Raw genomic sequence first — 22,308 nt, 5'->3', positions numbered from 1 at the left:
AATGCTAGGAGCCTGAAGAGCACCGGTAAACGACATAAAACCCTGAAATCCGGCCAACGGTTTGGCCGGGCCCAATTTTGCGCGCCGAGGGCCGCTTCAAGGCCCTCAGCGAGAAAAACGGGTGCGGTAATCCCGAGGCGAAATTGCCAGGTGGCGCTGAAACGTCACACGCATCCGCTCTTCGTCACCGAACCCGCAGGCAGAAGCGATCTGGCAGATGCTGCGGTCTGAGTCCTCCAGCAAGCGACGCGCTGCTTCCAGGCGAAACACCTCCAATGCCTTGGCCGGACTGCGGCCGGTTTTCTGTTTGTAGACCCGGCTGAAATTCCGCGCGCTCATGTTGGCCTGACGCGCCAGCGTCTCGACGTCCAGGTCCTCGCGTCGCAAGTTCTCGGTCAACCAGACATGGAAGCCGGCGAACGTATCGCCGTCGCTCATCTGCGACTGAAGCATCTCGCTGAACTGCGACTGACCGCCCGGGCGTTTCATGAAAACGACCAGCTCACGCGCCACTTTCATGGCGATATCCCGCCCGCAGTCTTCCTCGACCAACGCCAGCGCCAGATCAATCCCGGCAGTGACGCCGGCGGAGGTCCAGACGCTGTCCTGCTGAATGAAAATGGCGTCCTGATCGACCTCCACCGTCGGGAAGCGGGATTTGAGCATGTCGCACATTGCCCAGTGCGTGGCCGCGCGCTTGCTGTCCAGCAGCCCCGCCTGCGCCAGTAAAAACGCCCCGCTGCACACCGACGCCGTCCGCCGCGCCTGGGGCGAGTGTCGCGCGATCCAGTCAATCACATCGGGATTGTTCTCCAGCGCCGTGAGAATTTCGGGCGATCCTGGCACCACAATCGTGTCCACCTCCTCGTCGATGAGCGACGACAGCTCCCGCGTATCCACCGCGACCCCCTCGGCGGTCGGGGTGATGCCTCCCGCGATGCTGCCAGTCGGGCAATGATAGCCTGGCAAACCGAGCGCCTTCATGGCCCTGCTCGCCACCCAGAAAACCGTTTGCGCGCCGGTCAGGTCCAGCAACCCCACTTGCGGATACGCCACGAACAACATGGTGCGAGGACGACTGAACGGCGCGGACAGCGCAGAACTGTTCATGAAAGAGGTCTCCTTGAAAAACACAACAGATGGCGCCGACAAAGCCCGCGCGCTTCAGTATTCATGGGTTTGGCGAACTTGTGTAGTGAGTCGGCGGTGGCCCAGAGCAGGCCTCCGTGCGCTTCGATGATCGAGCGACAGATCGCCAGCCCCATTCCCAGGCCCTGGCTGTTTTCCATCGACGTCGGAACCATGATTTTTCGATTACGCCAGGTTGGGGATCACGCTATGGAAGGCGTATTGCCGAGTGTCCGGCCGGGTAAAAAGGCTAGCGTGACCATGAGGCTGGTCGCCACGACAGAAACCCCTGTTTCTCTGCCAGCGCAGACCTCCAGAAGGCGTTGTTTTATATCGGCACGATCAGTCTCAAGGACGGCCTGCCCGTCAGCGTGATAGACACACGAGGCAGGGTGACGTCATGGCCACCGGCACGCGCAGACTGCTGTACTCGCGAAGCACCCGGTGGCTACGGGCGCTTGACCGGTATTTCGCCGTGTCACTGGCGCGCGTAAGTCGGGGTTATGGTCGCTTTGCCGGGCACATTCGCGTTGAGCATGTACCCCACCAGCGCACCGCTGGCCTGCTCATCCAGCGGCAGCTTTTCAACCTTCAATGCCCAGACCGTGAATTGATAGTGGTGGGGGGTGTCCCCGAGCGGTGGACACACACCCCCAAACCCCGGCTGACCGTAATCCGTACGTCCTTGCACAGCACCGACAGGCAGATGAGCACCGACGCCGCGCGGCAGGCTTCGGACACTCGAGGGAAGGTTGACCACCGTCCAATGCCACCAGCCGCCGCCTGTCAGGGCATCCGGGTCGTAGACCGTCACAGCAAAGCTTTTCGTTTCCGCGTTGATGATGCGGCGTCGGTGTGCGCCCGCTCTAGGGTGGTTCTGCGCCCCGCCCCGCCGCTGGCATAAATTCCGGGGTTTATGTCATATCAGTGCCGCGCCCGGACTCATAAACTTGACCAGGGTCTTCACACCCCCATGTTAGCCACCTCCAAGCACGGAGATCAGCGCCCTGGCGCGTCCTGGCCGCTAGGCAGTGGTTTCTTTTTCTGGACCGGCTCCTTGCTGCTGGAGCTTCCCTCAGTTGCGGCACCAGACCCATGGGCACTTTTCAGATGACCAGTCAGATGACCAGCAAAATGATCAACGACGCCTCCTGCGTCTACATCGTCGACGACGATCAGCTACTACGCGAATCCCTGAGCAGTTTGCTGCGCTCGATCGGTTGGCGGGTTGAACTCTTTGCGTCGGTGGCAGAGTTTCTAACCTTCAAAAGACCCGAAACCACGAGTTGCCTTGTGCTGGACGTGAGGTTGCAAGGGATCAGCGGTCTCGACTTTCAGGATGAACTGGTCAAAGCCCGCGAGACGCTGCCTATCGTCTTCATGACCGGGCATGGCGACATCGCGATGACGGTGAAAGCCATGAAGGCCGGGGCGGTGGATTTTCTCGCCAAACCCTTCCGCGAACAGGATTTGCTGGACGCAGTGGGCCTGGCGTTGCGCAAGGACGCGGAGCAGCGCGAGGCGAACAAGAGCTTGAACGAACTGACTGATCGCTTGCGCACCTTGAGCGCCCGGGAGCAGGAAGTCATGGCACTGGCGGCCTCCGGCCTCATGAATAAACAAATCGCCAGCGAAGTGTGCCTGAGCGAAATCACCGTGAAGATCCACCGCGCCAATGTCATGCGAAAAATGCGGGCTAAAACATTTGCGGAATTGGTGCGCATGGCCGAAACACTGAAACTTCGTCTCGAAAAGTAGAATATATATACGCAGGTATAATTAATGATAAGCCGACAGGGGGTATCGTGTAGGTAAGGACGGTCAGCGAACGCGACCCTCATCATTGGAAGGTGCATACAGTGGTCACCCGCTCAACCATCGCCATTATCGATGACGACGACTTTGTTCGAACTTCACTGAGCAGTTTGCTGCGCGCTTATGGTTATTCCGTTCATTTATACGAGAGCGCCGAAGCGTTGCTGGCGTCGGACGTGATCCCCCTGCTGGACTGCCTGGTGTCCGACATCCAGATGCCCGGCATGAGTGGCCTGCACATGTACCAACGGCTACTCCGCGATGGCCATACCATTCCCGTCATCTTCATTACGGCCTCCGCAGCGCAGGCGCCGCGGCTGACCGCCGCGGAGCTGGGGGCCCGTTGCTATCTGTCCAAGCCGTTCGATGGAGAGCATTTGATTGCCTGTCTGGAGGTGGCATTGAAACTTGATCGCCCCTGAAAATATCGCCCCTTCCCTTCCACGCGCAACCGCCGGATTTTTAATGAATTGGCCACTATACCAACGTATACACCTGTCACACTCATTCACTAAAGCCTGCAACTTATGCAGCCATGACGCGCGGAACTTCGCTCGTTAAAGTGACGCCATCAATCACAAACTTTCCGCCCCTGAACAATGAAGTACGGAGTTAAACATGAAGCGAAACATCCTGGTAGTGGGCGCTGGATTCGGTGGTGTCTGGAGTGCATTGAGCGCGGCTCGGTTGCTGGATTTACAGGGCAGCAGCGATGTGCAAATCACTGTATTGGCGCCTCAGGCGGAGCTGCGTATCCGCCCACGCTTTTATGAGTCGAACGTGCACGAAATGAAAGCGTCCCTGCTCGAGTTGTTCGACGTTACCGGCGTCAGGTTTGTCGAAGGCACGGCGGACCGGATCGACCCGCAGGGCAAACGCGTCGAGTACACCGCAGGCCGAGGGGTTCATTCCTGGCTCAGTTACGACAAGTTGGTGCTGGCGACGGGCAGCCAATTGATCCGTTCCAATATTACCGGTATCGAGCATGCCTTCGACGTGGATGAAATCGAGGCAGCAACCTGCCTTGAGAAACACATCAACGCATTGGGCAGCTACTCGGATTCCGAAGCCCGTAACACTGTCGTGGTGTGCGGGGGTGGTTTCACCGGCATCGAAACCGCCACTGAACTGCCCAAACGACTGCGCGCCGTATTGGGTGACGATGCGAAGGTCAATGTGCTCATCGTCGACCGTGGCGCAGAAATTGGCGCAGCGCTGGGCAAGCACATCAGCCCCTCGATCGCCGAGGCGTCTGCCGCGCAAGGCATCGAGTGGTGCCTGAATGCATCGGTGACAGCGATTGATCCAGACGGCGTCACCTTGAGTGATGGACGCTACATCGCATCGAAAACAGTGATCTGGACGGTCGGTTTCCGCGCCAGTCCACTGACCGCTCAGGTCCCTGGCGAACGTGACCCGCTCGGCCGACTCCACGTGGATGCAAACTTGAAGGTGATCGGTCAAGACGACATCTATGCCGCTGGCGACGTCGCCTTTGCCGCGACCGATGATCAAGGCCACGTCGCCGCGATGTCCTGTCAGCACGCCATTTCACTCGGACGCCATGCAGGCAACAACGCCGCAGCTGCCCTGCTGGGTGTTCCCACCACCGGCTACAGCCAGCCTAAATACGTGACCTGCCTGGACCTCGGTGAATGGGGCGCGGTGTACACCGAAGGTTGGGATCGTCAGGTGAAGCTGGTCGGGCAGGAAGCGAGGACGCTGAAACACACGATCAATTCGGTCTGGATTTACCCTCCGGTCGCGGAACGCGCGAGCGCGTTGAGCGCCGCAGACCCATCGATTCCGGTTGCCTGATTGCCCGATCACTGCGGCACACCCTTCGAGCCGCATCTGTTTAGGCCTGGCCAGCGTTGTTTGCGTGCCAGGCTTTTCCGTGTCGATGGCCTCACCGAAAGGGACAGCGCAGCGTAATGAGTGATACCGAGTCTTCGAGCAAGCGCAAACGACAGGACTTCAATTTGTTCAAGTCTTCGCCAACCCCGGACAGCACCGGCAACCTGATCCCGCGGCCGTTGATCTGTCTCAGCAAACGCCGCTACGAAACGTGGCTGGTCTGGGCCATTGGCCTTGTGGTGACGGCAGGCATCGCCGTGATAAGCACGGCCGCGCACCACCGCGACATCGCGGCCACAGTCATCTATGTGACGTTATTGCTGATGGCCGCCAATGTGTTCACGTTGCGCATCGTGATAGGCGTTTCGCTGATGTGCATGGCAACCATCGTCGTCATGTTTTTCGTCGACCACGGTTATCAGGACTGGGACTCTTTCACCAGTTTCGTGCGTTGCCTGACGGCCTTGTCCGCCATCGGTTTTCTGGCAACGCGCGCCAAACAGGCCGCAGACGATCTTCGCCAGCATCAGATTTATCTGACGGGAGCTCAGTGCTTGAGCCAGACCGGCAGTGTCACGTTCAGCGGCCTCACCGAACGGATGGCGTGGTCGGCGGAAAGCGCGCGAATCTTTGAGTACCCGGTCGAGATGCCCGTGTCGAAGTCAATGATCCTGGCGCGTACACCGATAGAAGATCACGCACTGATCCACGATGTGTTCAACCGGGCAGCGCAGCGTGAGCCACAGATTGAAGTACGCCACCGGCTGCTCATGCCGGACGGGCGCATCAAGCATGTGCACATGGTCGCCACTGTGTTGTTCGTTCAGGACGACCGCTTCGAATATCTGGGTGCCGTGATGGACATCACCGAAAGAATGCAGGCCGAGGAGATGCTGTACCGAACCCAGGCCCAGTTGACCCACATCTGCAGGGTCACCACCTTGGGTGAACTCACCGCGTCGATCGCACATGAAGTCAATCAGCCCCTGACTGCCATCAACAGCAGCGCCGATGGTTGTCGCCGCTGGCTGGATCGTCCGCAACCGGATATCCCCGAGGCCATGCGCGGATTACGGCAGATCAACGACAGCGCACGCCGGGCCAGTGAAGTCATCAGTCGCGTCAGGGCGCTGTCACGCAAAAGTGACCCGATACGTCGACACGAGCCCATCAACGATATCGTCAGGGAGACACTCTGTGTGGTGCAGTATGAAATGACCCATCACCATATCAGCCCGCGCATGGACCTGGCCGCAGAAAACCCTTGGGTATTTGCAGACCGGATACAACTGCAACAGGTCCTTATCAACCTGCTGATCAACGCATGCCAGGCCATGAGCGGGGTCGAGCAGCACCGCCGTCGGCTGTGCGTTCAGACCTTCGTCACGCCGTGTGAAGTCATCGTTGAGGTCAGTGACGGTGGGCCTGGAATACGTGAAGATGTGTTGCCGTCGCTGTTCACGCCATTCTTCACGACCCGGGATAGCGGGCTGGGGATGGGCTTGTCCATCTGTCGGTCTATCATCGATTTTCACGACGGAAAGATCTGGGCACGAAACTCGCCCACAGGCGCCTCGTTCTTCTTTTCGATACCTCAGGTTAAAGGGCCACAGTGATCCGTAAGGAGGCCGTCCTCTGTGATCGCGCTCAGCCCAGCAACTCGGTGATCCACTGCACCTGCTGGACCAGCGCTTGCACCTTGGCGTCGGGTACGTTCTGGCGTGCGCGTGCGAACTGATTCAGGGTCTTCTCTTTCTGCTTGAGCCTGCGCTGCCATTTGGCGAGAAAGGCGTCACTGCGTTCCTGTATCTGCAGCGGACCGAAATACAGTTCTTCTGCGGTGTACACCACAGGGCCGCTGCGGTCGGCGACGATGATTTCGTAGTCGAAGCGATTTTCCCGCAGCACTTCTTCGAAGAGGATGCGGTAGTCGTTTTCCATCAACCATTGGCGAAGCGGCTGCTCGCCGCCGTTGGGTTGCATGATCAGACGCTCACGACCCGTCAGGTACGCTTTGCCGCTGTCGAGAATGTCGCGAATGGTTTCCCCGCCCATGCCGCAAAAGCTGATGGCCGTGATCTCGTCCTCGGGTTTAATCGCCTCGAGGCCGTTGGCCAGGCGCACGGTCATGCGGTCGTTCAGATGGTTCTCACGCACGGTACGCTCGGCCGCGCGGAACGGCGTCATCGCCACCTCACCCGCGACCGCATACTCGATCGCCCCACGACGCATGAGCGCGACCGGCAGGTAACCGTGGTCCGAGCCGATGTCCGCCAGCCGCGCCCGGGCCGGTACCCGCGCTGCGACGTGCTCCAGGCGCCTGGACAATGTGTGTTCGTTCAACTGCCACTCCTTCCTCACCCTGAACCGCCGGCACCTTGGCCAGCCGGGGCGCGATTCTGTCGGGCAATGCCGGGCAATTCAAATGTTTTGCTCAGTAATCCCTCGGCCCGACTCAAGGCACATGCGTCGAGGCAGCCACTGTGGTTATGAGGGTTGGGCCGTATTCCGGACGATTGCGGTGGGTCAGTGTCTGTCGCCGTGCCTGACCCGACGCCTTCGCCACTGTCGTAACCTCCAGCAGCTCCCACAGGTTTTGCGGCGGCTGCGGTGGCCTGGTTTACCACACCCCCAGTGGGAGACGTCGGAGGTTACGACGGTATGGGCCGCAGTCGGACGAATGCGGTGGATCAGTCAACGGTGATGTTACTGCCCCACCGCATTCGCCACTGTCGTAACCTCCAGCAGCTCCTACAGGTTATGCGGCGGGCATGACATCTCTGTCTACGCGGTTCGTGTAGGAGACGTCGGAGGTTACGACGGTATGGGCCGTATTCAGGACGAACGCGATCTGCTTCACACATCCTGATGCAGATCTTGGGTCAGGTCATTTGTTTTGGTCGCTAGTCTTCTGGCTTTACTTCTTAAACAGGAGAGCACGCGATGCCTCTACCCGCTGACTCCAAGCGCTTGCGCATTGGTCGTTATTCCCAGAAAGGCCAGATTTATCTCGTGACTTCAATCACCCACAATCGTCAGCCCTTCTTCAACGACTGGGTCACAGGGCGGTTGCTGGTAAATCACTTCCGAAAAGCGCAGCAGGAAGGCTGGGCAAATGCTTTGGCCTGGGTCGTGATGCCAGATCACTTTCACTGGTTGCTCGAGCTTGAGAAAAAGGATCTTCCCGCTTTGGTGCTCACGGTCAAATCACGCGCAGCGCGAGACATCAATACGCATCTAGGCAGGTCCGGCCAACTCTGGCAGAGAGGCTTTCACGACCGGGCGATTCGGAAGGAAGAAGACTTGCTCAGCGCAGGGCGTTACATCATCACCAATCCGATCCGCGCCGGTTTGGTCACTCGGGTTCATGACTATCCTCTATGGGACGCGAAATGGATCTGAACGCGTGACGACATCGAACGGCAAAAGGACGTAGGTGCTGCCGAACAAGCATTCGCCACTGTCGTAACCTCCAGCAGCTCCCACAGGTTTTGCGGCGGGTAGAACATCTCGGTCTACCCGGTTCGTGTAGGAGACGTCGGAGGTTACGACGGTACGGGCCGCAGTCGGACGAGCGCGGTGGATCAGTCACCGGTGATGTCGCTGTCCCACCGCCTTCGTCAGCAAGCTCGCTCCGACAGTATCAGCGTCGAGCTCAAGTCTTCGGAGCGACGCGAACACTGTAGGAGACGTCGGAGGTTACGACGGCAGCGAAAGCGGTGGATCAGTCAACGGTGATGTCTCTGAACCAACACCTTCGCCAGCAGACGCCTGGAGGTTAACGGGCGAAAACACCGATCTGCTGCAGGAACGTGAGATTGTCTTCCAGGTGCCAGTTTTCGGCGATCCGCCCATCGGCGATGCGGTAGATGTCGGTCGCGATGAAGTTCACCGCTTGCCCTTGTCCCTTCACGCCGTTGAACGTTCCGGTGAAATGCCCGGTGAAACGCAGGTGCGAAACCACCCGGTCGCCACTGACGATCATCTGTTGCACCTCGCAGTTCAGGTCCGGTACTGCAGAGTGGAAGGCGATGGACGCGGCCAGCGGTCCGGCGATGCCTTGTGCGCGGCCTGGCGGCAAGGCCCGGTCCATGAAGTCGGGCGCCAGCGCTTCGCGGGCCAGCGCCGGGTCACCCGACGACCAGAACGTCGCGTAACGGCGGGCTGCGAGGGTTTGCGCCTGAAGCTGCTCCGGCGTTGTGCCTGGGTCGGTGATCAGCACCTTCGAGGTGATCAGGACCGGCTCGGCGGCAACGGCAGGCCGGGTGAGTACGGTGGCGGTGATGGCGACTGCCAGCAGGCCGGTGATCAACGAGCGCATGAGGCTTCTCCTGTGCGAGCGACGGGGTAATCGCTGTAGCCCCGAGCCGTCCCGCCGAACAAGGTGGCCGGATCGAGCGGTGTCAACGGCAGGTCCTGCTCCAGGCGGGCCGGCAAGTCGGGATTGCCCACAAACGGTCTGCCGAACGCCACCAGGTCGGCATAACCCTGGGCGATGACCCACTCGGCACGGGCCTTGTCGTAGTTGCCGGCCACGATGATCGGGCCGGTGAAGCGCTCGCGAATCGCCTGGCGGAATGACTCGGTAAACACTGGCGCGTCGTCCCAATCGGCTTCGACCAGGTGCAGATAACCGATGCCCTTCCCTTGCAGGTACTCGGCGGCTTCAAGGATCGTCGGAAGAATGTCCGGGCAGTCCATGCCACGGGCGGTCAGGAACGGCGCCAGGCGAATGGCTGTGCGTTCGGCGCCGATTTCATCACTGATCGCATCGACCACTTCCCGCAGAAAACGCAGGCGATTGCTGCGTGAGCCACCGTATTCGTCGGTCCGCGTGTTGGACGTGGTGCGCAGGAACTGATCGATCAGATAACCATTGGCGCCATGGACCTCAACGCCGTCAAATCCGGCGAGCATGGCCCGGCGTGCGGCTTGACGGAAGTCATCGACAATCTGCGCAATCTCGGCCCGGCTCAACGCCCGAGGTGTTGGCGAGTCCACCATCGCACCCTGCCCGGTCGCCGGGTCGACCTTCCAGATCTGCCCTTCGAACGGCTGTGCGGAGGGCGCCACGGGCAACGCTCCGCCATGGAAGTCAGGATGGGACATGCGCCCCACGTGCCACAGTTGCAGGAAGATGCGGCCGCCCTCGGCGTGCACGGCCTCGGTCACCCCGCGCCAGCCTTCCTGTTGCGCGTCATTATGGATGCCGGGGGTGAAAGAATATCCCTTGCCCTGTGGAGAAATCTGCGACGCCTCGGTCACGATCAACGCCGCCGACGCGCGCTGAGCGTAGTACTGCGCGTTCAGCGCGTTGGGAATGTCGCCGGGCTGAGTGCTGCGCGCGCGGGTCATGGGCGCCATCACCACACGGTGCGGTGCATTAAGGCCTGCGAACGCGATGGGGGTAAACAAGGTCGCTGGAGTCGTCATGGTGAGGGTTTCCTGAGCCAGTGAAAGGGAATGGGCTCAGTCTGCGGTGGAGGACCGCGTTTGATAATTGGGCTAATCTTTGATGGATTTTCAAAAATAGCGGAAGAATCATGGACAACCTCGAAGCCATTCGCCTGTTCGTCGAAGCGGCCCAACTCGGTGGCCTGTCGGCAGCCGGTCGCAAACTGGGGCTGTCCCCCGCCGCTGCCAGCGCGCGTCTGCTCAAGCTCGAAGCCTCACTCTCCACGCGGCTGTTCGAGCGCACCACGCGTCAGTTGAGGCTGACCGATGAAGGCCGGCTTTATCTGCAACATTGCCGCCCGGCGTTGCAGGCGCTGGACGATGCCCGTGCGGCACTGTCCGCCGAGAAGAAAGAGATTCGCGGCAAGATTCGGATCTCCGCGACCTCGGATTTCGGCCGCCACGTGCTCAACCCCTGGCTGGACGCCTTTACCGCCCTGTATCCGCAGGTCGTGCCTGCGCTGCACTTGTCGGACTCGTTGTCCCACCTGATCGCCGACGAGGTCGATCTGGTGATTCGCTTCGGCGTGCCGCCTGACAGCTCGCTGATCGCACGGCCGTTGGCGGCCAATCGCCGCGTGCTGTGCGCCGCACCGGAGTATCTGCAGCGCCGAGGCACACCCAAGCACCCCGACCAACTGGCGGACTTCGACCATATCGTCGCCGGACAATCAGGCTGGTCCAGCGAATGGCGTCTGCAACGAGGGGAGGAAGTGATGCTGTTCAAGGTGCCGATGGAGGCGGCACGGGAAACCAACGACGGCTCGCTGGCTCGGCAATGGGCAATCGATGGCCACGGTATCGCCCTGAAATCGATCTGGGACGTCAGCGCCGACCTCGCCGCCGGTCGCTTGAGCCTGGTGATGCCAGACTGGCAAACCGCCGAGGCGCCGGTGCATGCGCTGTATCCCCGCAGTCGCTACCTGGCCCCTCGGGTACGGGCCCTGCTGGACTTTCTGCGCGAACGATTCGAACAGGCGTCGCGGGACATGGCGCTTTAGGCGGCCTGTAATGCCCTCCTCAACCGTGTGAAGGCCAGCGGCATTGATGAAAAAGCCGACACACGCCATGAAAGCAGCGACTTCCAGCGCTCGGTCTTTTTCAGCGCGGGGATTACCGTTGAAGTTCGCCCAATACCGGGGGTTGGACTAGACGCCTAAACCTGAGATTGGCCTTGCCAGCCTCACTTCACCAGCCGCGTTTCCTTGGAAGGCCGGTAGCCGAAATAGGCGCTGTAGCACTTGCTGAAGTGGCTGGGGGAAACGAAGCCGCAGGCGACGAGGACTTCGACCTGGGAGAGCTCGGTGTGTTGCAGCAGCCGCCGTGCTTCGGTGATGCGCAGCTCCAGGTAATAACGCTGCGGCGTGGTGCCCAACTGCTCCTTGAACAGACGCTCGATCTGCCGGCGTGAGCGCCCTGCGTAGACCGCCAGCTGGTCCATTTCCAGCGGTTCTTCAAGGTTGGCGTCCATCAGTTTGACGACTTCCTTGAGCGGTGCGCTGACCGAAATGTGCCGGCTCGGCTTGATGCGCCGATAGCGTGATTCCTCGAACGACAGGATGTCTTCGATGCCTTCGACCAACGCCTTGTCGTGCAGGCCTTTGATCCATTCCAAGGCCATGTGGAACGCACCCGAAGGACTGGACGCCGTGAGCCGGTTGCGGTCCACCACAAACGGCTCGCTGGTCACGTGAGTGACTTTGGAGATCTCGGCGAGTGCGGGACGGTGCTCGGGGTGAATCGCGCAACGGTAGCCCTCAAGCAGGCCCGCCGCGCCGAGAAACCACGCCCCGTTCCATAACCCGGCCAGGGTGATGCCCAGGTCGGAGGCGGTGATCAGCAGCGTGATCAGTGCGTCATCGGCTTTGAGTTCCGTGCGATAGCCACCACAGATCACCAGCAGATCAAGGTCTTTGAGCGCGGGCAGTTCAAGGCGGGCATCAGGCCGGATGACCAGCCCCAGATCACTGATGACCTCGCCGTCCTGCAAGCCGAACGTTCGGGAAGAAAATAGCCCGGGGCGCAGCAGATTGGCGGTGACGATGGTGTCCAGCGCCTGAGTGAAGGCCGGGAGCGAGAAGTGTTCGAGCAACAGAAAACCCGTCCGCGTGTGCGTACACGGCAGCCGCCGATGCTCTTCCAGATAGCGAAGGTTCTTGCCCTTCATGCCGCCGCTGAACTCTCTTCTCTCGCTCAACGTTCGCCCCGCCTGTTTTTTCCAACGATCGTTTTTGTGGGACTCTCACACGTGCCCTTACTGCCCTGAGTCCGGCTCGCTGAGCGAAGCCTGTCGCACTCGCCTCAGGCAAACCTGACCATCCGTATGCAAGGGGGCCCCGAGGTTATCTCAAAGTGATGGCGTGTGACAGAAAGCGCTGTTATCCCTTGAGCGCGGCTTCGATGGCGGCCACGTCAATCCGGGTCATGCCCATCATCGCGTTGAACGCTCGCTTCGCCGCGGCCCGGTCAGGGTGGGCGATCGCCTCGGTCAGCACACGCGGGGTGATCTGCCACGAGATGCCCCATTTGTCCTTGCACCAACCGCAGACGCTGGCCTCTCCGCCATTACCGACAATCGCGTCCCAGAAGCGATCCGTTTCCGCCTGATCGTCCGTCGCGACCTGAAAGGAAAACGCCTCATTGTGCTTGAACACCGGCCCGCCGTTCAGTCCGATGCAGGGGATACCCATGACCGTGAACTCAACCGTGATCACATCGCCCTCCTTGCCCGACGGGTAATCCCCGGGCGCGGAATGAACAGCGGTGACGGCACTGTCAGGGAACGTCTTCGCATAAAAGTTCGCCGCCTTTTCGGCGTCGCCTTCGTACCAGAGACAGATTGTATTCTTCGCGACCATGTCAGCTCTCCAGCGTATGGGGTGGAGCGCTGAGTTTAGACGGGTGACATCGACCTGCCTGCCACGGATGTCCTCCTCAGGTTTGCGTCAGCCGGGTCCGTATCCGGTAAACCGCATGCTCAGGATTTGCTGCCCGTTCCCGGCAGATCGCGGGACACGGTGGCGCGCCACCCCGGACGCTATGGCTGCGCCAGAATCAAAAGCAGAGCGGTGCTCCGTCGGGGGATAGCCAATACAGCGCCAGTGCCTGACACTCAGCCTTCGTGAGCAAGCTCACTCCCACAGTGGCAGGTGGTGTGGCACAAAAAGCCGTCGTCAGACTTCACTCCTGTGGGCGATCAATGGTTCTCAAACCAGTGATGTCCGTCCGTTTCTTGAAGGCCGCAAAGCCTGAGCATGCGCCACATCCCGGATGACGCAGAGCGTCATTGAACGTGTTACCACGCGGAGCGTGGGAACAATCAGCACGAAGCACCCAATCGCAAAAAACGCCTCGCACCGCCTTTGATCTTGATCTTGATCTTGATCTTGATCTTGATCTTCGTACCACAGCAGCCCAGACACCACCCAACGCGACTTGGGTGCAGGCTGAACGCAGGCGATGCGGAGTGGGCCGAGCGGCATGGATGCCGCGAGAGCCGCCCCCGGCCATGGATGGCCGATGGCGGCGGGCCCACGGAGCGTCGCCGAAGTGAAGGAACCCGACGAAGTCGGGCCCAACCAGGAGCATAGGACCCTTGGTTACTTGGGGTCCTTTCAAGTAACTCGCCGAAGGCGAAACAGGTCTGGCGTTAGCCAGATCCCTATCAGCGGCAGCACCGATAACGGATACACACAAAACCCGCTCCAACCCGTCAATCAGAAAAATCAGAAAGACCGCCTTCGCGACCGTCGTAACCTCCGATTGCGCCTACAGAGACCTGCGTACATCTCAAGCCGGCCATCTCCGCCCAAATCCCGGCCATAAAAAAGGGCAGACACGTTGACCCTGTCTGCCCCTTCCAAACCACTAAAACTCAAACGTTACCAGCGAAACGCAACCGTCCCCATCACCGTACGCTCCTCACCCCAGTAACAACGACCCGCATTGTTGCAACCACTGACGTACTCCTTGTCGAACAGGTTCTTCGCGTTCACATCCACCGACCAGTGCTTATCGATGTCATACCCCACCAACGCATCCACCAGCGTCACATCGCCGGTTTTCAACTTGCCGTACAAGGTCGGTGAGGTGTACGCAAAGGTATTGTCGAAATAACGCACACCACCTCCCAGACGGACACCGCTCAGCGGGCCATCGAGGAAACGATATGTCGCCCAACCGGAGGCCTGGTTACGCGGAATCCCGGTCAACTGGTGATCTTCCACCAACGATCCCGGCGCATCCTTGGTCACGCGCGCGTCGGTATAGGTGTAAGACGCCGTCAGGCTGAGGTTTTTGGTGATATCGCTGTTGGCCTCCAGCTCGATGCCTTTCGACTCGCTCTCGCCCACCTGACGGCTGAAGCCATTGCTGCCTGCCACCACGTCATGGGTCTTGGTCAACTGAAAGACAGCGGCGCTGAAAGTGGTATTCCAGCCAGCCGGCTCAAACTTCAGACCCGCTTCGTACTGGTGGCTGAGGATCGGGTCGAGCAGTTCACCGTTGGGTTGCGAAGACTGCTGCACCGGCGTGAACGCCGTCGAGTAGCTGACGTAAGGCGAAATGCCGTTTTCGAACTGGTACATCAGACCGGTCTGCCAGCTGAAACGATGATCCCAGCCATCCAGATCGGCCAAACCACTGGTCGTGCCCGCACGGTTACGGTATTTGCTGTTGACGAAGTCCTGACGGCCGCCCAAGAGGAAGATCCAGTTGTCGTACTTGCTCTGCAACTGGCTGTACAGGCCGTACATCTGCTGGTCCAGCTGCGAGTTCTGGATCGTCGCGATCATCCGCGGATTCCCGGCCGGGAACACCGGGTTGAAAGCGTTGTACGTACCGCCGTTGCCCGCCGCCCAGTCCTGGTTGAACGAGGTACGGTCGTAGCTCGCACCCAGCAACACGGTGTTTTCCAGCGCGCCGGAGGTGAAGTGACCTTCAAACTGGTTGTCCAGCGAATACGCCAGGGACTTGTTGTCACGGTCATACGCGGTGCTGGTCAGGATGCTGCCGAAACCGGCGTTGTTCAGGTTGTTCGGCCAGGTTTCATGGCGGTCGATCCGTGACTCCATGAAACGCGAGTTCTGGCGGAACTGCCACGTATCGTTGATCTGATGGCTGAACTCGTAACCCAGGCTCCAGGCTTCGCGCTCGAAGTCATCCCAGTTCGGGTTGCCGTTGTACTGGTCCTTGCCGATCTTGCCATTGACGTTGTTCAGCAAGGTCCCCGCGGCCGGATAACCGAGCAGCAGCTGGGTACGGTCGCGCTGGTAGGTCGACAGCAACGTGAGCGAGGTGTCTTCGTCGAAGTTGAAGGTCATGGACGGCGCGATGTACAGACGATCGTCCGGCACCGAGTCCACCTGCGTGTCGGCGTTGCGGCCCAGCATCACCACACGACCCAGAATGCGGTTGTCGTCGGTCAGAGGACCAGACACGTCCAGGCCCAGTTGGCGACGGTTGTTGCTGCCGTAAGAGAACCTGGCTTCGCCCTGTGCCGTTTCGGTCGGGCGTTTGCTGACCAGGTTGACCAGACCGCCCGGGGCGTTTTCGCCGTACAGGATCGAGCTCGGACCGCGGAACACTTCGGTGCGCTCCAGGCCATACGGTTCGGTGGTGGTGTCGTAACGGTTGCCTTGCAGACGCAGGCCATCCTTCAGCAAGCCGTAGCCATAGTCGGTGGCGTTGTAGCCACGAATGGAGAACAGGTCACCCGCCAGGCCGTCACCCACTGCAAACGGCGGGGCGAAGATGCCGGGCACATAACCCAGGATATCGGTGAGGGTCTGCGAACCCTGATCCTGAATGCGCTGACGTGTCACCACCGATACAGAACGCGGTGTTTCAGATAATGGAGTGCTGGTTTTCGTGCCCGCTGTGCTGTTCTTGGCCTGGTAGCCAACGTCGGGTTCAACCGCCAGTGACTCCCCGGTGATCACCGAATTCTGCAGCTGAATCGCTGAGCCTTTTGCAGGCTTGGCAGGGGCATCCTCTGCCCATGCCATGCCGTGACAGGCGACTGTGGCCACCAGTGCTGCCAAGGCATTCACCTTGAATTGTTTGTTCTTGTTGCTCGCCATCCGAACTCCCCCTCCCTTTGAAATGACCCGGGGCCTGAGCCCCTGCGCAGTGCTTACAAATGTAAAAAAAGCGTGAAAATGTAACAGAGAAACATTCTCGTTACCATTGTCATTCAAAATAAAAGCGAAGTGCCATCCCTTGTCACTTCGCTGATACAGGTCGGGGGGATTAACGCGTGTTGACGGCGGCGGAAACAGCGGCGCTGAAGATCTCGGCGATCTGGTCGATCTGGGCTGCGGTGACGATCAAAGGCGGCAGGAAGCGGATGACGCTGGAGTGACGGCCCCCCACTTCGATGATCAGTCCGCGTTGCAGGCATTGGCGCTGAATGCTCGACGCCAGCACGCCACTTTGCGGGAAGTGACCCAGCACGTCTGGACGCCCTTCCGGATCGACCATTTCCACGCCCAGCATCAAGCCCATGCCGCGCACATCGCCCATCTGCGGACAGTCTTTTTGCAGGGCGCGCAGGTGCTGGGTCAGACGTTCGCCCATGGCCGCCGCGTGCTGATCGAGTTGCTGTTCGCGGACGATGCGCAGCGTGGTAGAGCCCGCCACCATGGCCAGTTGGTTGCCCCGGAATGTTCCGGCGTGAGAGCCCGGTTTCCAGACATCCAGTGATTTGTTGTACACCACCACGGCCATCGGCTGGCTGCCACCAATCGCCTTGGACAGCACGAGCACGTCGGGCACGATGCCGGCGTGCTGGAACGCGAACGGTTTGCCGGTGCGCGCTACGCCGCACTGGATTTCGTCGAGAATCAGCGGAACGCCGGCGTCGCGTGTGATACGGCGCACTTCGCGCAGCCAGTGGGCCGACGTCGGCACCACGCCGCCTTCTCCTTGTACGGGCTCAAGGATCATCCCGGCAGGCGGCATGACCCCGCTTTCCGGGTCGGTCAGCTGGTTTTCAATGTAGTGCAGACCGATGCGCTCGCCCGCTTCACCGCCCACACCAAACGGGCAGCGATAGTCGTACGGGAACGGCAAGAACTGCGCGCTTGAGGCCAGGCCGCCCAGGTACGCCTTGGGCCCCAGGTTGCCCATCAGACCCAAAGCACCCATGGTCATGCCGTGGTAGGCGCCATGGAAGGCCATCATGTTGCTGCGCCCGGTGGCCGTGCGCACCAGTTTCATCGCCGCTTCCACCGCGTCGGTGCCCGCCGGGCCGCAGAACTGAATGCGTGCATCCCTGGCGAACTCCGGCGGCAGCAGCGCGAACAGTTCGTTGATGAACGCGTCCTTGGCCTCGGTCATCAGGTCCAGGGTGTGCAATGGACGCTGCCCGTCGAGCAGATCCCTCATTGCCTGCACCACCTCGGGGTGGTTGTGCCCCAACGCCAGCGTACCGGCGCCTGCCAGGCAATCGATGAACCAGCGCCCCTCGCTGTCCTGCACATGAATGCCTTGTGCCCGCTTGAGCTCCAGCGGAATGCGCCGCGGGTAGCTGCGAGCGTTGGACTCCACCGCCGCCTGACGGTCCAGCCGCGCGGTCGGCGCAAACCGGTAGTCTGCATGGGCCAGTGCCGCATCGGGGGTCAGCTCGGCAATCGGCGTCACGTTGTGTTGGCTATGCATATTCCTGCTCCTGGAAATCGTGTGACTGAGGTCGTTCGTTGACTTGCGCGAGCGCCTCGGCCAGTTGGGTAATGAACGGCTGATCACGGACAATCGAAAGGTGGTCGGCGTCGATCCAGGCTGAAACCTGCAAGCGGCTGCCCATGCCCTGCTCCAGAAGAGCCGGTGCGTTATCGTTATTTTCCGGGGAGCGCTCCGCCCACCAGGCATACACAGGCACGCCTGAGGGGTGAATGTCCCGGCATTGGTTGGCGAGTTGGCGCAGGTGTCGCTCGACGCCAAGCAACTGTTGCCAGTGCTCATCGCCCTCGCCGTCAGCATCGTCGGCAGCAGGGTCGACCGGCCGGGTATCCGCCACCGCAGGGCGCGGCTGGCCGGCACCGGGCACGTAGCCGTCGATCAGGCCGACAAATGCCACGCGCTTGCCCAGACGGGTGAGCAGCCGAGCCATTTCCAGCACCATCGTGCCGCCCATCGACCAGCCGATCAGGCGATACGTCCCGGACGGTTGCTGCTCCAGCAAGGCTTTCACGTAGTCGCGGGCCATCTGTTCGATCGAACGGTCGCGCCACTGACCGTCGAGCACCTGACGGTTCTGGATACCCCACACGTCCCACTGCGTGGACAGCCGACGCGCCAGGGCGTAATAACCCACCACCGTGCCGCTGACCGGATGCACGCAGAACACCGGCGGCTTGTCGCTGGCGCCGCTGCTCAGGCGAATCAGCGGATTCGGTGCGCTGTTGTTGCTGACAGGGTTGCTGACAGGTTGAGCCGCAGCGGCCGCCGATTGCGCCGCTGGCAGGCCATCCAGCAATTGCGTCAGAGCCACAAGGTAAGCCGCTTGCAAGCGCTCGATGGTCGGGCGCCGATAACGCTGACCGCTGAAACGGAAGGTCAGGCCCAGTTGCCCGGCGAACACCTGTCCGTTGATTTCCAGCTCGCGATTGAGCGGTGTGGCAGGATCGACCAGCGCCCCGGCGGACACGCCGGACGGCGCAAAACGTCCGTCGCCCAGGTCCTGATCGAACTGGCCGAGGTAGTTGAACACCACCTTTGGTTCCGGCAATGCCGCGAGTGACTGACGCACCGCATCGTTGCCCAGATAACGCAGCAGCCCGAAGCTGACGCCCTTGTCCGGCAGTGCGCGAACCGTCTCCCGGACCTGCTCGACGGTCTGTCTGATCGTGCCCGCAGCCTTGACCCGCACCGGGAACAGGCTGGTGAACCAACCCACGGTGCGACCCACGTCCAGCCCGTCGGACAAGGCCTCACGACCGTGACCCTCCAGCGCGACGAGGTGGTCGCGCTGTCCGGTCCAGCCGCTCAGCGCCTGGGCCAGTGCAGCCAACAGGATTTCATCCATCCGCGCATTCAGCGCCGCCGGCGCTTCACGCAACAAACGACGCGTCTGCTCGGCGTCCAGCAGCAGTTCGCATTGCTCAAGGTCCTGTTGAGTCGCCCGACCGTTTGCGTCGTCAACCGGCCATGCTGCGTCGTCGGCGCCCCCGGTCAACTCAAGCCATTGCGTGGCCTCGGCTTGACGCTCCGGGGCCTGCGCGGCCTGCACCAGGTGCTGTGCCCAGCGTTGATAACTGCTGGATTTCGGGCCCAGATTCACCGGGCCGTCGGACGACAACTGGGCATAGGCGCGCGCGAGGTCTTCGAGCAGAACCCGCCAGGACACGCCGTCGACCACCAGGTGATGGGCGACCAACAGCAGACGTTGACCCTGCGGCATCTGCGCCAGCACCAGCCGCAGCAATGGACCGTTTTCCAGATCGAGACTGCGTTGCGCCTGCTCGCACAGCGCGACCATTGCAGCGTCATCCGCCACATCCCGCACCCACAGGCTGTCGCTCGCGGACGTCTGGCGATACGCCTGCTGCCACCGCCCATCCTCCAAGGCGCGGAAGCTCAGGTTCAGGCCGTCGTGATGACGCACTACCGCCTCCAGCGCCCGTGCCAGCAACGGCGCTTCCACCGCGCGCTGCACGTCCAGCAGCAACGCCTGGTTGAAGTGTGCGCGGTTGGTCATGGGCTGTTCGAAGAAATGCGCCTGAATCGGTGTCAGCGCCACTTCGCCCCGTGGGGCCTCATCAATGACCGCTTCAGCACCGGCTTCGACCACGGCCAGACGCAACGCCAGATCCTTCAACCGTGGATGGCTGAAAACGTCTTTGGGCATCAGTTTCAGACCGGCCTGACGCAGACGGGTGATGACCGCCAGCGATTGAATCGAGTCGCCGCCCAGTTCGAAGAAGCTGTCCGAGCGACCGATGCTCGCCACACCCAGCAGTTGTTGCCAGACGTTGGCCAACTGCTGTTCACGCTCACCCTGAGCTGCTTCGAACTGCTGGCCGCTGACCTGCGGATCCGGCAACGCGTTGCGGTCCAGTTTGCCGTTCGGCAGTTGCGGCAGGCGCGCCATGACGATGATGTGATGCGGCACCATGTATTCCGGCAGCGTGGTTGCCAGTTGCTGTTTCAGGCTGTCTTCACTCAGATCATTGCCACCGACGTAACCCAGCAGACGTTTGCCACTGCCGTTGAGCGAGCCGACGTCCCGGACGATCACCAACGCCTCGCGCACGCCCTCGCAGCCTTTCAGCGCCGCTTCGATCTCACCGGCCTCGATGCGGAAGCCGCGAATCTTGATCTGGTGGTCGATCCGGCCGAGGTATTCCAGCAAGCCTTCGCTGTTCAGACGTACGCGGTCGCCACTGCGATAAATACGTTCACCGGGACGGAACGGGTGCGGCAGAAAACGCTCGGCCGTCGCGCCGGGACGGTCGAGGTAACCCCGTGCCACCGCGCCGCCCAGGTACAACTCGCCGGCAATGCCTTGCGGCAGCGGGTTCAGATCGGCGTCCATCACGTAACCCTGACGATCACCCACCAGATCACCGATTGGCGCGTACGCGGTGGTGAAGTCAGCGGTTTCCGAAGACGCCAGCCACAGGGTCGGCGTGACCACGGTTTCCGTCGGGCCATAACCGTTGATGATCCACAGCGGCTGCAGATTGCGAATCACGTCGTGCAGCATCTCGCGGCTGAACGCTTCACCGGCAAAGCAGTAGGTTTTCACCCCCGGCCCTTTGCCTTGCACGCCCGCCCAGTCCGACAGCTGACGCAGGTAACTCGGCGGGAACGAGGCGACGGTGATGCCTTCTCGAATCAGCGTGTCGTAGGTCTGCTCGACGCTCCACAGTTCCTGATCGCGCAAAACGACGCGGGCGCCGTAACACATCGGCATCATCCAGCCTTCGTGGGCGCCGTCGAAGCTGATCGAGAGGAAGTGGAATTTGCGGTCCTCGGGGGTGAAGCCATAACGCTCGCCGATGGTCTGGATGTGCATCGAGATATCGCCGTGGGCAATGGCCGCGCCTTTCGGTTTGCCGGTCGAACCCGAGGTGTAGATCAGGTAGGCGAGTTGCTGCGGATGAATCACCACGGCCGGCGCGGTTTCCGGCTCGCAGGAAACGTCCAGTTGATCCAGATTGAGCAGCGGCACGTCGCCCACCGGCACACGGTTTAGCGCGGCATCGTGGGAGATCAGCAGCTTCACGCCGCCGTCTTCCAGCATGTAGCGCAGGCGTTCGGTCGGGTAATCCGGGTCCAGCGGAATGTAGGCGCCACCGGCTTTCAATACCGCCAAGAACGACAGCCACAGATCAATACCGCGTTCCATAGCAATCGCCACCCGCACTTCGGTGCCGATGCCGCGCGCCCGCAGGGCGTGGGCGAGCTGGTTGGCACGGCGGTCGAACTCGGCGAAGGTCAGGTGCTGCTCACCATGCACCAACGCGATGGCGTCAGGACGCAGCCGTGCATGGTCGGCGATCAGCGCGTGAATCGGGCGATCGGCATAAGGCGAGAACGGTGGTGTATTCCACTGATCCAGCGCAACGAGGTCGGCTTCACTGAGCAGCGGCAAATCACCGATGGCGGTGTGCGGTTGCGCGCAGACAGCGTTCAGCACGGTCAGCAGTTGCCCGTACAGACGCTCAACCGTCGAGGCATCGAACAGGTCGGTGGCGTAATCCAGATAGCCGCTGATGCGACCGTCCTGATGTTCGAAGGTGCCGAGCACCAGGTCGAACTGCGCACCCTTGATGTCCCACTGTTGCGCTTCGATGCTCAGGCCGTCAAATTGCAGCAGCGACATGTCCGGCTGCTGCTGGTGGTTATAGCTGACCTGGAACAGCGGGTTGACGCTGAGGCTGCGCGCCGGTTGCAGCGCTTCCACCAGTTGCTCGAACGGCAGGTCCTGATGGGCATGGGCGCCCAGCAGGTTGTCTTTCACCTGCGCCAGCAATTCGGTAAACGGCTGATCCCCACTGACCTGGGCCCGCTGCACCAGGGTGTTGACGAAGAAACCGATCAAACCTTGTG

Annotated in this window: 15 protein-coding genes and 1 pseudogene (1 of these 16 cut by a window edge); 6 read left to right on the top strand and 10 right to left on the bottom strand. The window is 61.1% G+C overall.

All coding sequences use genetic code 11. The features are described 5' to 3' along the window. Window positions 1-105: 105 nt before the first annotated feature. Together BLS87_RS00530 and BLS87_RS00525 are read right to left on the bottom strand one after the other, a co-directional pair. Entirely contained in the window at window positions 106-1,110 is a 1,005-nt protein-coding gene (locus tag BLS87_RS00530; protein WP_074749456.1) for a GlxA family transcriptional regulator, read from the bottom strand. A gap of 496 nt (window positions 1,111-1,606) precedes the next feature. Next, a pseudogene (locus BLS87_RS00525) lies at window positions 1,607-1,957 on the bottom strand (YbhB/YbcL family Raf kinase inhibitor-like protein); the annotation flags it as partial. 266 nt (window positions 1,958-2,223) lie between these two features. Here BLS87_RS00525 and BLS87_RS00520 point away from each other — a divergent pair. The 4 genes from BLS87_RS00520 (at window position 2,224) to BLS87_RS00505 (ending at window position 6,416) form a co-directional block, all read left to right on the top strand. Then, the gene (locus tag BLS87_RS00520) at window positions 2,224-2,886 is read left to right on the top strand and encodes a response regulator transcription factor (RefSeq protein WP_244165767.1); all 663 of its coding nucleotides are present in this window, start codon (window positions 2,224-2,226) and stop codon (window positions 2,884-2,886) included. Window positions 2,887-2,987: 101 nt separating this feature from the next. Then, window positions 2,988-3,365, top strand: a complete 378-nt coding sequence (locus tag BLS87_RS00515; RefSeq protein ID WP_074749455.1) for a response regulator transcription factor — start codon at window positions 2,988-2,990, stop codon at window positions 3,363-3,365. A 196-nt stretch (window positions 3,366-3,561) separates the two neighbouring features. Next, on the top strand, window positions 3,562-4,761 hold the full coding sequence (locus tag BLS87_RS00510; RefSeq protein WP_074749454.1) for an NAD(P)/FAD-dependent oxidoreductase: 1,200 nt from the start codon (window positions 3,562-3,564) through the stop codon (window positions 4,759-4,761). A gap of 116 nt (window positions 4,762-4,877) precedes the next feature. Continuing rightward, window positions 4,878-6,416, top strand: a complete 1,539-nt coding sequence (locus BLS87_RS00505; RefSeq protein ID WP_083370553.1) for a sensor histidine kinase — start codon at window positions 4,878-4,880, stop codon at window positions 6,414-6,416. Between the two features lie 31 nt (window positions 6,417-6,447). Here the strand turns inward: BLS87_RS00505 and BLS87_RS00500 are convergent, their stop codons facing one another. Beyond that, window positions 6,448-7,143, bottom strand: a complete 696-nt coding sequence (locus tag BLS87_RS00500; protein WP_083370552.1) for a tRNA (adenine(22)-N(1))-methyltransferase — start codon at window positions 7,141-7,143, stop codon at window positions 6,448-6,450. A gap of 600 nt (window positions 7,144-7,743) precedes the next feature. On the opposite strand from BLS87_RS00500, the gene BLS87_RS00495 reads away from it, so the two are divergent. Further along, window positions 7,744-8,202, top strand: a complete 459-nt coding sequence (locus tag BLS87_RS00495; protein ID WP_074749452.1) for an REP-associated tyrosine transposase — start codon at window positions 7,744-7,746, stop codon at window positions 8,200-8,202. Between the two features lie 376 nt (window positions 8,203-8,578). Here BLS87_RS00495 and BLS87_RS00490 read toward each other — a convergent pair whose 3' ends face one another. Continuing rightward, window positions 8,579-9,121, bottom strand: a complete 543-nt coding sequence (locus BLS87_RS00490; protein WP_074749451.1) for an ester cyclase — start codon at window positions 9,119-9,121, stop codon at window positions 8,579-8,581. Beyond that, window positions 9,109-10,233: an alkene reductase gene (locus BLS87_RS00485; protein WP_074749450.1), complete on the bottom strand. Its 1,125-nt coding sequence runs from the start codon at window positions 10,231-10,233 to the stop codon at window positions 9,109-9,111. The genes BLS87_RS00490 and BLS87_RS00485 overlap by 13 nt, the downstream gene beginning before the upstream one ends. A gap of 110 nt (window positions 10,234-10,343) precedes the next feature. Between BLS87_RS00485 and BLS87_RS00480 the strand changes: the two genes are divergently transcribed. Then, on the top strand, window positions 10,344-11,255 hold the full coding sequence (locus tag BLS87_RS00480) for a LysR family transcriptional regulator (RefSeq protein ID WP_074749449.1): 912 nt from the start codon (window positions 10,344-10,346) through the stop codon (window positions 11,253-11,255). A 182-nt stretch (window positions 11,256-11,437) separates the two neighbouring features. Here BLS87_RS00480 and BLS87_RS00475 read toward each other — a convergent pair whose 3' ends face one another. From BLS87_RS00475 to BLS87_RS00450, 5 genes are all read right to left on the bottom strand, one after another. Continuing rightward, entirely contained in the window at window positions 11,438-12,451 is a 1,014-nt protein-coding gene (locus tag BLS87_RS00475; protein ID WP_244165766.1) for a GlxA family transcriptional regulator, read from the bottom strand. A gap of 181 nt (window positions 12,452-12,632) precedes the next feature. Beyond that, complete coding sequence (locus BLS87_RS00470) at window positions 12,633-13,112, bottom strand: VOC family protein (RefSeq protein ID WP_074749447.1); 480 nt, start codon at window positions 13,110-13,112, stop codon at window positions 12,633-12,635. Window positions 13,113-14,135: 1,023 nt separating this feature from the next. Next, window positions 14,136-16,259, bottom strand: coding sequence for a TonB-dependent siderophore receptor (locus BLS87_RS00460; RefSeq protein WP_425262191.1), 2,124 nt, complete (start codon window positions 16,257-16,259; stop codon window positions 14,136-14,138). A gap of 244 nt (window positions 16,260-16,503) precedes the next feature. Continuing rightward, window positions 16,504-17,913, bottom strand: a complete 1,410-nt coding sequence (locus tag BLS87_RS00455) for an aspartate aminotransferase family protein (protein ID WP_074749444.1) — start codon at window positions 17,911-17,913, stop codon at window positions 16,504-16,506. Then, window positions 17,906-22,308, bottom strand: partial view of a non-ribosomal peptide synthase/polyketide synthase gene (locus tag BLS87_RS00450; RefSeq protein ID WP_244165765.1) — the final stretch only. The gene runs 11,800 nt beyond the window's last position; 4,403 of the gene's 16,203 nt are visible here — the last part of the coding sequence; its start codon lies beyond the right edge, outside the window — the gene reads right to left on this strand; it ends in the stop codon at window positions 17,906-17,908. Before BLS87_RS00450 ends, BLS87_RS00455 begins: the two co-directional genes overlap by 8 nt.

Origin of the sequence: Pseudomonas abietaniphila (assembly GCF_900100795.1) — a bacterium.
In the GTDB taxonomy this organism is placed as follows: domain Bacteria; phylum Pseudomonadota; class Gammaproteobacteria; order Pseudomonadales; family Pseudomonadaceae; genus Aquipseudomonas; species Aquipseudomonas abietaniphila.
The sequence above is the reverse complement of the archived record's forward strand: the minus strand, read 5'-3'. Positions and strand labels throughout refer to the sequence as shown.

Coding starts and splice junctions, on each gene's coding strand:
- BLS87_RS00530 (WP_074749456.1), bottom strand. CDS start 1,110: ATGAACAGTTCTGCGCTGTCCGCGCCGTTCAGTCGTCCTCGCACCATG.
- BLS87_RS00520 (WP_244165767.1), top strand. CDS start 2,224: ATGGGCACTTTTCAGATGACCAGTCAGATGACCAGCAAAATGATCAAC.
- BLS87_RS00510 (WP_074749454.1), top strand. CDS start 3,562: ATGAAGCGAAACATCCTGGTAGTGGGCGCTGGATTCGGTGGTGTCTGG.
- BLS87_RS00505 (WP_083370553.1), top strand. CDS start 4,878: ATGAGTGATACCGAGTCTTCGAGCAAGCGCAAACGACAGGACTTCAAT.
- BLS87_RS00495 (WP_074749452.1), top strand. CDS start 7,744: ATGCCTCTACCCGCTGACTCCAAGCGCTTGCGCATTGGTCGTTATTCC.
- BLS87_RS00490 (WP_074749451.1), bottom strand. CDS start 9,121: ATGCGCTCGTTGATCACCGGCCTGCTGGCAGTCGCCATCACCGCCACC.
- BLS87_RS00485 (WP_074749450.1), bottom strand. CDS start 10,233: ATGACGACTCCAGCGACCTTGTTTACCCCCATCGCGTTCGCAGGCCTT.
- BLS87_RS00480 (WP_074749449.1), top strand. CDS start 10,344: ATGGACAACCTCGAAGCCATTCGCCTGTTCGTCGAAGCGGCCCAACTC.
- BLS87_RS00470 (WP_074749447.1), bottom strand. CDS start 13,112: ATGGTCGCGAAGAATACAATCTGTCTCTGGTACGAAGGCGACGCCGAA.
- BLS87_RS00460 (WP_425262191.1), bottom strand. CDS start 16,259: ATGGCATGGGCAGAGGATGCCCCTGCCAAGCCTGCAAAAGGCTCAGCG.
- BLS87_RS00455 (WP_074749444.1), bottom strand. CDS start 17,913: ATGCATAGCCAACACAACGTGACGCCGATTGCCGAGCTGACCCCCGAT.